The 8,013-nt window shown below is 64.9% G+C and carries 7 protein-coding genes; 6 read left to right on the forward strand and 1 reads right to left on the reverse strand.

Features of this window, described 5'->3' with window-relative positions:
• The first annotated feature begins 180 nt into the window (after window positions 1–180).
• From HCZ87_RS18520 to HCZ87_RS18545, 6 genes are all read left to right on the forward strand, one after another.
• Window positions 181–1,926 (forward strand): heparinase II/III family protein, encoded by a 1,746-nt coding sequence (locus HCZ87_RS18520; RefSeq protein ID WP_167646214.1) that lies wholly within the window; start codon window positions 181–183, stop codon window positions 1,924–1,926.
• A 24-nt stretch (window positions 1,927–1,950) separates the two neighbouring features.
• Window positions 1,951–3,540 (forward strand): bifunctional phosphoribosylaminoimidazolecarboxamide formyltransferase/IMP cyclohydrolase, encoded by a 1,590-nt coding sequence (purH, locus tag HCZ87_RS18525; RefSeq protein ID WP_167646216.1) that lies wholly within the window; start codon window positions 1,951–1,953, stop codon window positions 3,538–3,540.
• Between the two features lie 21 nt (window positions 3,541–3,561).
• On the forward strand, window positions 3,562–4,044 hold the full coding sequence (lspA, locus tag HCZ87_RS18530; RefSeq protein WP_167646218.1) for a signal peptidase II: 483 nt from the start codon (window positions 3,562–3,564) through the stop codon (window positions 4,042–4,044).
• 54 nt (window positions 4,045–4,098) lie between these two features.
• Entirely contained in the window at window positions 4,099–4,602 is a 504-nt protein-coding gene (locus HCZ87_RS18535) for a DUF3035 domain-containing protein (RefSeq protein WP_167646220.1), read from the forward strand.
• Between the two features lie 135 nt (window positions 4,603–4,737).
• Window positions 4,738–6,186, forward strand: coding sequence for a pitrilysin family protein (locus HCZ87_RS18540; protein ID WP_167646222.1), 1,449 nt, complete (start codon window positions 4,738–4,740; stop codon window positions 6,184–6,186).
• Window positions 6,183–7,556 carry a pitrilysin family protein gene (locus HCZ87_RS18545; protein WP_167646224.1) on the forward strand — a complete coding sequence of 458 codons (1,374 nt, stop codon included), beginning with the start codon at window positions 6,183–6,185 and terminating at the stop codon, window positions 7,554–7,556. The genes HCZ87_RS18540 and HCZ87_RS18545 overlap by 4 nt, the downstream gene beginning before the upstream one ends.
• 89 nt (window positions 7,557–7,645) lie before the next feature.
• Here the strand turns inward: HCZ87_RS18545 and dapB are convergent.
• A partial coding sequence (gene dapB / locus HCZ87_RS18550; RefSeq protein ID WP_167646226.1) for a 4-hydroxy-tetrahydrodipicolinate reductase occupies window positions 7,646–8,013 on the reverse strand: 368 nt, incomplete at its 5' end.

Below are 8,013 nucleotides of genomic sequence, written 5' to 3' on the forward strand. Positions count from 1 at the left end.
CATTCTTTGATGATCCGGCGACGGGCGGGAGCGCACCGCCCCCAACGTGCGGTGACTTTGCAGCCAGAGACGCTGCCACCCGCACCAAATCGTTCCTGATCCGACACAGAGCGCATGACACCCAGCCTCCCAGGCGTTATCCTCTGGCCAAAACGCCAAAGGCGTGTGAGGCAAGAGAGCATGTCCAGATACGATCGCATGGCCAGTCGCGGAACGCGGCTGCTAAACCGCTATACCGCCTGGAAGGCGCGCAAACAGCCTGCGGCGACGGGATTTGTGTCGCAGCCGGAGCCGCGCACCATCGGCAGCTTCGCGCGTGGACGCCAGCTGGTGGCCGGGAACCTCCTGTTTGCCGGCTATCTCGTGGAGAGCAACACCACCGGCCTCTGGGAGGTGGACGCGCCCGATTTCGCCTTTGAGGCCGAACGGCAGGGCTGCACCTGGCTCGACGATCTGGCCGCCGTCGGCGACATCAAGGCCCGCCAGAAAGCGCAGAACTGGGTCTGGGGCTGGATTGCCACCCATGGCGCGGGCACCGGGCCCGGCTGGTCGCCGGATCTGACCGGACGGCGGGTGATCCGCTGGATCAACCACGCCCTGTTTCTGCTCAGCGGCCAGGACAAGGACCATTCCGACGCGTTTTACCGCTCGCTGTCCCAGCAAACCTGGTTTCTGTCGCAACGCTGGAAAGGCGCCTCGCCCGGGCTGCCCCGGTTTGAAGCGCTCACCGGGCTGATCTACGCAGGGCTTGCGCTGAAGGGCTGCGAAGAGCTGGCGGATCCGGCCGTCAAGGCGCTGGCGCAGGACTGTGCCACGCAGATCAACGCCGATGGCGGCCTGCCGACCCGCAACCCCGAGGAGCTTCTGGACGTCTTCACCCTGCTGACCTGGGCCGCCGCCGCCCTGCATGAGGCGGGCCGCAGCGTGCCCCGGGAACATCACGCCGCGCTGGACCGGATCGCCCCCACCCTGCGCGCGCTGCGCCACAGCGATGGCAGCCTCGCGCGGTTTCACGGCGGCGGGCGCGGACAGGAGGGCTGGCTCGATCACGCCCTGGCCGCCTCGCATGTGCCCGCCCGCCGCCACGAGGGGCTGGCCATGGGCTTTGCCCGGCTTTCGGCGCGGCGGACCTCGATCATCGTGGACGCCAGCCTGCCGCCTGCGGGCAAGGCATCCTACAACGCCCATGCCTCGACCCTGGCCTTTGAGCTGACCTCCGGGCGGCGGCCCCTGATCGTCAATTGCGGCGCGGGCGAGAACTTCGGCCTGGAGTGGCGCCGGACCGGGCGGGCGACGCCCTCACATTCGGTGATGTGCCTTGAGGGCCAGTCCAGCGCCCGGCTGGCACCGCCGCAAAAGGGCAGCAGCCATGAATTCCTGATCGAGCCGCCCAGCGATGTGCCGATCGGCTACGAGGAGCTGGACGACGGCTATCGCTTTCAGGGTGCCCATGATGGCTATGTCAAATATTACGGCGCCACCGTGGCCCGCTCGCTGGAGCTGTCGGTGGATGGGCGCAGCGTTACCGGCGAGGATATGCTGCTGACGCTCGACGATGCCGCCAAACGGCGCTTTGACAAGGCGCTGGATGCGGGCGGGCTCAAGGGCATTGGCTATGATTTGCGCTTTCATTTGCACGCGGATGTGGACGCGGCCCTTGACTTGGGCGGCTCGGCGGTATCCATGGCGCTCAAGAGTGGGGAAATCTGGGTATTCCGTCACGATGGTCAATGCGACCTGAAGCTGGAAACCAGCGTTTACCTGGAAAAGACCCGCTTGAAGCCGCGTCAATCGCTGCAAATTGTCCTGTCGGGTCGGGCCATTCAATACGCCACCCAGATCCGCTGGACGCTCAGCAAGGCGCAGGATACGGCTCTGGCCGTGCGCGATCTGAACCGCGACGAGCCGATGGCCTATGACGAATGAACCTGAACAAGGATTCTGACACCGATGACCGACCTCCACCCCGTCCGCCGCGCCCTTCTGTCCGTCTCTGACAAAACCGGCCTGATTGATCTGGGCAAAGCGCTTGCCGACCGTGGGGTCGAGCTCCTGTCCACCGGCGGCACCGCCAAGGCGCTGCGCGATGCGGGGCTGACCGTCAAGGATGTCTCCGAGGTTACCGGTTTTCCCGAAATGATGGATGGCCGCGTCAAGACCCTGCACCCGATGGTGCATGGCGGCCTGCTGGCGCTGCGCGACAACGACAGCCATGTCGCCGCGATGAAGGAACACGGCATCGGCGAGATCGACCTGCTGGTGGTGAACCTCTACCCGTTTGAGGCGGCGCTGAAGCGCGGCGCGGATTACGAGGAAATGATCGAGAATATCGACATCGGTGGCCCGGCGATGATCCGCGCCGCGGCCAAGAACCAGTCCTTTGTGAACGTGGTGGTGGATGTCGAGGATTACGACGCCCTGCTGGCGGAGCTCGACAAGAACGACGGTCAGACCTCCTTTGCCTTCCGCAAGTGGCTGTCGCAGAACGCCTATGCCCGCACCGCCGCCTATGACGCCACCGTGTCGAACTGGATGGCCGGTGTGATCGACAACCGCGCCCCGCGCCGCCGCGCCTTTGCCGGTCAGATCGCGCAGACCCTGCGCTATGGCGAGAACCCCCATCAGGAGGCCGCCTTCTACACCGATGGCACCGAGCGGGTGGGCGTTGCCACGGCCCAGCAGCTCCAGGGCAAGGAGCTCTCCTACAACAACATCAACGACACCGATGCGGCCTTTGAGCTGGTCAGCGAATTCGCGCCCGAGGATGGCCCGGCTGTGGCGATCATCAAACACGCCAACCCCTGCGGTGTGGGCCGGGGCGCAACCCTGATCGAAGCCTATACCAAGGCCTTTGACTGCGACCGCACCTCCGCCTTTGGCGGTATCGTGGCGCTGAACATGCCGCTGGACGCAGAGACCGCCGCCGCGATCACCGAGATCTTTACCGAGGTGGTCATCGCTCCCGGCGCATCGGACGAGGCCAAAGCGATCTTTGCCGCCAAGAAAAACCTGCGCCTCCTGATCACCGAGGGGCTGCCCAACCCGCAGGACGCCAGCCTGACCACCCGTCAGGTCTCCGGCGGCATGCTGGTGCAGGACAAGGACGTCGGCCACCGCGCCATGGATGACCTCAAGGTGGTGACCAAGAAACAGCCGACGCCGGAACAGATGGCCGATCTGCTGTTTGCCTGGAAAGTCGCCAAACATGTGAAATCCAACGCCATTGTCTACGTCAAGGACGGCCAGACCGTGGGCGTCGGCGCGGGCCAGATGAGCCGCGTGGACAGCGCCATCATCGCCGGTGTCAAGGCACAGCGGATGGCGGACGCGATGGACCTGCCGGAAAGCCTCGCCAAGGGCTCCGCGGTGGCCTCCGATGCCTTCTTCCCCTTTGCCGATGGCCTGTTGGAAGCCGCCTCGAATGGCGCAACCTGCGTGATCCAACCGGGCGGCTCCATGCGCGACGATGAGGTCATCAAGGCCGCCGACGAGGCCGGTCTGGCGATGGTCTTTACCGGCATGCGCCACTTCCGCCACTAATCACAAAGAGGATCCGGCGCGATGCGCAAATTCGCCTTGTACATTGCCGCCCTGCTGGCGCTGATTCTGGATCAGGCCAGCAAGATCGGGGTCGTCTTCGGCCTCGATCTGGTGACCCGGCTGCGGCTCGATGTGCTGCCGCCGCTGCTGACCTTCCGCTATGGCGAAAACCGGGGCATCAACTTTGGCCTGTTTGACGGCGACAGCGATGCCAGCCGCTGGATCCTGGTGGCGATCTCGCTGGCGATCAGCCTGGCGGTGCTGCTCTGGGTGCGGCGCAGCCACAGCGCCAGTCTGGCGATGCAGATCTGCGCCGGGCTGGTGATTGGCGGCGCATTGGGCAATGTGGTGGACCGTCTGGCCTATGGCTATGTGCTGGATTTCCTCAACATGTCCTGCTGCGGGTTCCGCAATCCCTTTGTTTTCAACGTCGCGGATGTGTTTATCTTTCTGGGCGCAGCCGGGTTGATCCTGTTTGAAAGCCGCGCGAAAAAGCCCGCGTGACCTCTCTGCCGATATGCGCTAGAGGTGTGTGAAATGGCTAAGAGGACGCGCCCCATGCGCTTTGCGACCGCACCGATCATTCTGGGTTCCGTTTTGCTGCTCGCCGCCTGCGGCGACAAGCCGCTGCACGATCTCGACGCGCGCCGCAAAGGCCCGGACGAGTTTCTGGTGCTGCCTAACAAGCCGCTGGAACAACCGGCCAGCTATGCGCAGTTGCCGACACCAACCCCCGGCGGCGCCAATCTGACCGACCGCAATCCGCGACAGGAAGCCATCGTCGCGCTCGGCGGGCGGCCCTCCAGCGGCATTCCGGCCAGCGAGGGTGCGCTGATCACCGCAGCCAGCCGCTATGGCGTGCAGGGCGATATCCGCGAAACCCTGGCCGAAGAGGACGCCAAACGCCGCAAACGCGCCGGCATCCTGGCCAATATCAAGCTGTTCCCGGTGGATCGCTACGCCGAAACCTATGAGCGCGACTCGCTCGACCCCTATGCGGTCAGTGATGCCTATCGCGCCGCGGGCGTTCCGACCCCCTCGGCCCCGCCAGAAGACCGATAAGTCATCACATTTTCGGCAAATAGCCTTGTGGCCGGGACGCGACTCCGTAACTTGATCGTAAGCAGATACCCTGAGTCTGCACCGGGCCATGGCATGCCCTATGCGCCCGGCTGACTGATCTGGAGGATACGATACATGACATCTGTTGCAGCGGTTCCGTCCGGGCCAAAGGCCAGTTGGCGGGCGACACTCTGCGCTCTGGTGATGGCGTCCAGCCTTGGCCTGCCCGCCCCCCTCGCCGCCCAGGACACAAGCCCGGCCGATGAGAGCACCGTAGAGACCGAGGCCAAGACCCAAAGCGGCACCGAGATGGTCACCACCTTCACGCTGGAAAACGGCATGCAGGTGGTCGTGGTCGAAGATCACCGCGCCCCGGTGGTGCAGCATATGGTCTGGTATCGGGCCGGATCGGCAGATGAACCGGTGGGCGAAAGCGGCGTTGCGCATTTCCTCGAACATCTGCTGTTCAAGGGCACCGACACCATGGAGGTCGGCGAGCTTTCGGCAACGGTGGCGCGCAACGGCGGTCAGGACAACGCCTTTACCAGCTATGATTACACCGCTTTCTTTCAGCGCGTCGCCGCCGACCGGCTGGAGCTGATGATGCAGATGGAAAGCGACCGGATGCGCAATCTGCGCCTCACCGAAACCGATATCATCACCGAACGCGAGGTGATCCTGGAGGAGCGCAACCAGCGCACCGACAATGACCCCACTGCGCTGTTTCGTGAACAGATGCGGGCGGTGCAATATCTGAACCATCGCTACGGCCAGCCCGTGATCGGCTGGCGCCACGAGATGGAAACCCTGTCGATGGAGGACGCGCTGTCCTACTACGGCACCTATTACGCGCCCAACAATGCGATTCTGGTGGTCTCGGGCGATGTGGACCCGGACGAGGTGCGCAAACTGGCCGAGACCTACTATGGCGTCATTCCCGCCAATCCCGACCTGCCGGAGCGCATCCGCAGCGAGGAACCCCCGCAGGTCGCCGCCCGCCGTCTGACCTATGCCGACCCGCGTGTGGCGCAGCCCTATGTGCAACGTTCCTATCTGGCGCCCGAACGCGACCACGGCAGCCAGGAAAAGGCCGCCGCGCTCTATCTGCTGGCCGAGCTTCTGGGGGGCGGCAATACCTCTTATCTCGCCAATGCCCTGCAATTTGAACAGCAGGTGGCGGTCTATACGGCGGCCTTCTATTCCGGGGTTTCGCTGGACGACACCACCTTTGATTTTGTGATTGTCCCCGCCGAAGGCGTCACCCTGCCAGAGGCCGAGGCGGCGCTGGATCGCACCGTGCAGCAGTTCCTGACCGAGGGCGTCGACAGCGCCCAGCTGGAGCGCATCAAGCTGCAACTGCGCGCCTCCGAGATCTACGCCCGCGACGATGTGGACCGGATCGCCAACCGCTACGGGCAGGCGCTGGCCTCTGGGCTGACGGTCGAGGATGTGCAGGATTGGCCGCGTGTGTTGCAGTCGATCACCGAGGATGAAATCATCGCCGCCGCGCGCGAGCTGATCAAACCCGAAGCCTCGGTCACCGGCTATCTGACCAAGACAACCGAGCAGGAGGCCGCGCAATGAGCCGCAACAGAACACAGGCCCGGGCTATCGCGCGCGACCAGCGCCCTTTGATGCGGGCCTTGATGGGGCTGGTCACCGGGCTGGCGCTGCTGCTCGCAGCGCAGATGGCACGCGCCGAGATCGACATTCAGGAAGTCACCTCCCCCGGCGGCATCAACGCCTGGCTGGTCGAGGACCACAGCATCCCCTTCACCGCGCTGGAGCTGCGCTTTCGCGGCGGCACCTCGCTGGATGCGCCCGGCAAGCGCGGCGGCATCTATCTGATGGCGGGGCTTCTGGAAGAGGGCTCCGGCGATATGCGCGCCCAGGATTACGCCCGCGCGCTGGAGGCTCTGGCGGCGGATTTCTCCTATGACGCGGATAAGGACACGGTGTCCATTTCCGCCCGTTTCCTCAGCGAGAATCGCGACGAGGCCGCCGAGCTTTTGCGCCAGACCCTGCTGGAGCCGCGCTTTGATCAGGACGCGCTGGACCGGGTGCGGGCGCAGGTGCTGGTGGGGCTGAAATCGGACGAGACCGACCCCAATGCCATCGCCGGCAAAAAATTCGCCGCGCTCGCCTTTGGCGATCACCCCTATGGCAGCAGCGGCAAGGGCACGGTCGCGAGCGTCTCCGCCCTGACCCGTCAGGATATGTTCGCCGCCCATGAGGCCGTTTTTGCCCGCGACAGGCTCTATGTCAGCGCGGTCGGGGATATCTCGCCCGAGGAACTCGGCACCCTGCTCGACGATCTGCTGGGCGATCTGCCTGCCGAGGGCGCGCCGATGCCCGGCCCCGCCGAGGTGCTGCTCAAGGGCGGTGTCACGGTGGTGCCCTTCGCCACGCCGCAGTCGGTGGCGCTGTTTGGCCAGAAGGGGATCGACCGCCACGACCCGGATTTCTTTGCCGCCTATGTGCTGAACCAGATCCTTGGCGGCGGCTCCTTTGAAACCCGGCTGATGCGCGAGGTACGCACCAAACGCGGCCTGACCTATGGGGTCTACAGCTACCTGGTGCCGCGCGATCTTGCGGCGACCTATATGGGCTCGCTCGCCTCGGCGAATGAAAAGATGGCAGAGGCCGTGGGCGTTGTGCGCGATCAATGGGTTGCCACCGCCACCGACGGCGTCACGCCCGAGGAGCTTTCGGACGCCAAGACCTATCTGACCGGCGCCTACCCGCTGCGCTTCAACGGCAATGGGCAGATCGCCTCGATCCTGGTGGCGATGCAGATGGATGATTTGCCGCCCGACTACGTGCTGACCCGCAATGCCAAGGTGGAGGCGGTGACGCTGGAAGACGTGAACCGGGTCGCCGGGGAGCTGCTCGATCCCGAGGGGCTGCGCTTTGTTGTTGTCGGCGAACCCAAGGGGCTGAAATCCAGCAATTGATCAACGGGATGCTCCCGCCAGATCGGCAAAGCCGCGCCTCGCATGAGGCGCGGCTTTGTTGTGTCAGGGCCGTGTTTCAGTGCCCCTGATCAGAGCCCCAGAACGTCGATCATATCGTATTCCCCGGGCGCCTGACCCAGCCCCCAAAGCGCCGCCCTCACCGCGCCACGGGCAAAGATGGCGCGATCCGTCGCCATATGGCGCAGCACGATCCGTTCGCCCGCAGCCGCAAACAGCACGTCGTGCTCGCCCACGATATCGCCACCGCGAATCGCGCTAAAGCCGATGTCGCCGCGTTTGCGCGCCCCGGTGATCCCGTCGCGCCCGCGATCCGACACATCCGCCAGCGCCACGCCCCGGCCCTCGGCCGCCGCTTCACCCAGCATCAGGGCGGTGCCCGAGGGCGCGTCCACCTTGTGGTGATGATGGGCCTCGATGACCTCGATATCAAAATCCT

The organism is Phaeobacter sp. HF9A (genome assembly GCF_011806385.1).
Lineage (GTDB): Bacteria > Pseudomonadota > Alphaproteobacteria > Rhodobacterales > Rhodobacteraceae > Epibacterium.

Bases quoted from the DNA above. Each gene is read 5' to 3' on its own strand.
- lspA (WP_167646218.1), top strand. From the start codon at position 3,562: ATGCGCAAATTCGCCTTGTACATTGCCGCCCTGCTGGCGCTGATTCTG.
- HCZ87_RS18535 (WP_167646220.1), top strand. From the start codon at position 4,099: ATGCGCTTTGCGACCGCACCGATCATTCTGGGTTCCGTTTTGCTGCTC.
- HCZ87_RS18545 (WP_167646224.1), top strand. From the start codon at position 6,183: ATGAGCCGCAACAGAACACAGGCCCGGGCTATCGCGCGCGACCAGCGC.
- HCZ87_RS18540 (WP_167646222.1), top strand. From the start codon at position 4,738: ATGACATCTGTTGCAGCGGTTCCGTCCGGGCCAAAGGCCAGTTGGCGG.
- HCZ87_RS18520 (WP_167646214.1), top strand. From the start codon at position 181: ATGTCCAGATACGATCGCATGGCCAGTCGCGGAACGCGGCTGCTAAAC.
- purH (WP_167646216.1), top strand. From the start codon at position 1,951: ATGACCGACCTCCACCCCGTCCGCCGCGCCCTTCTGTCCGTCTCTGAC.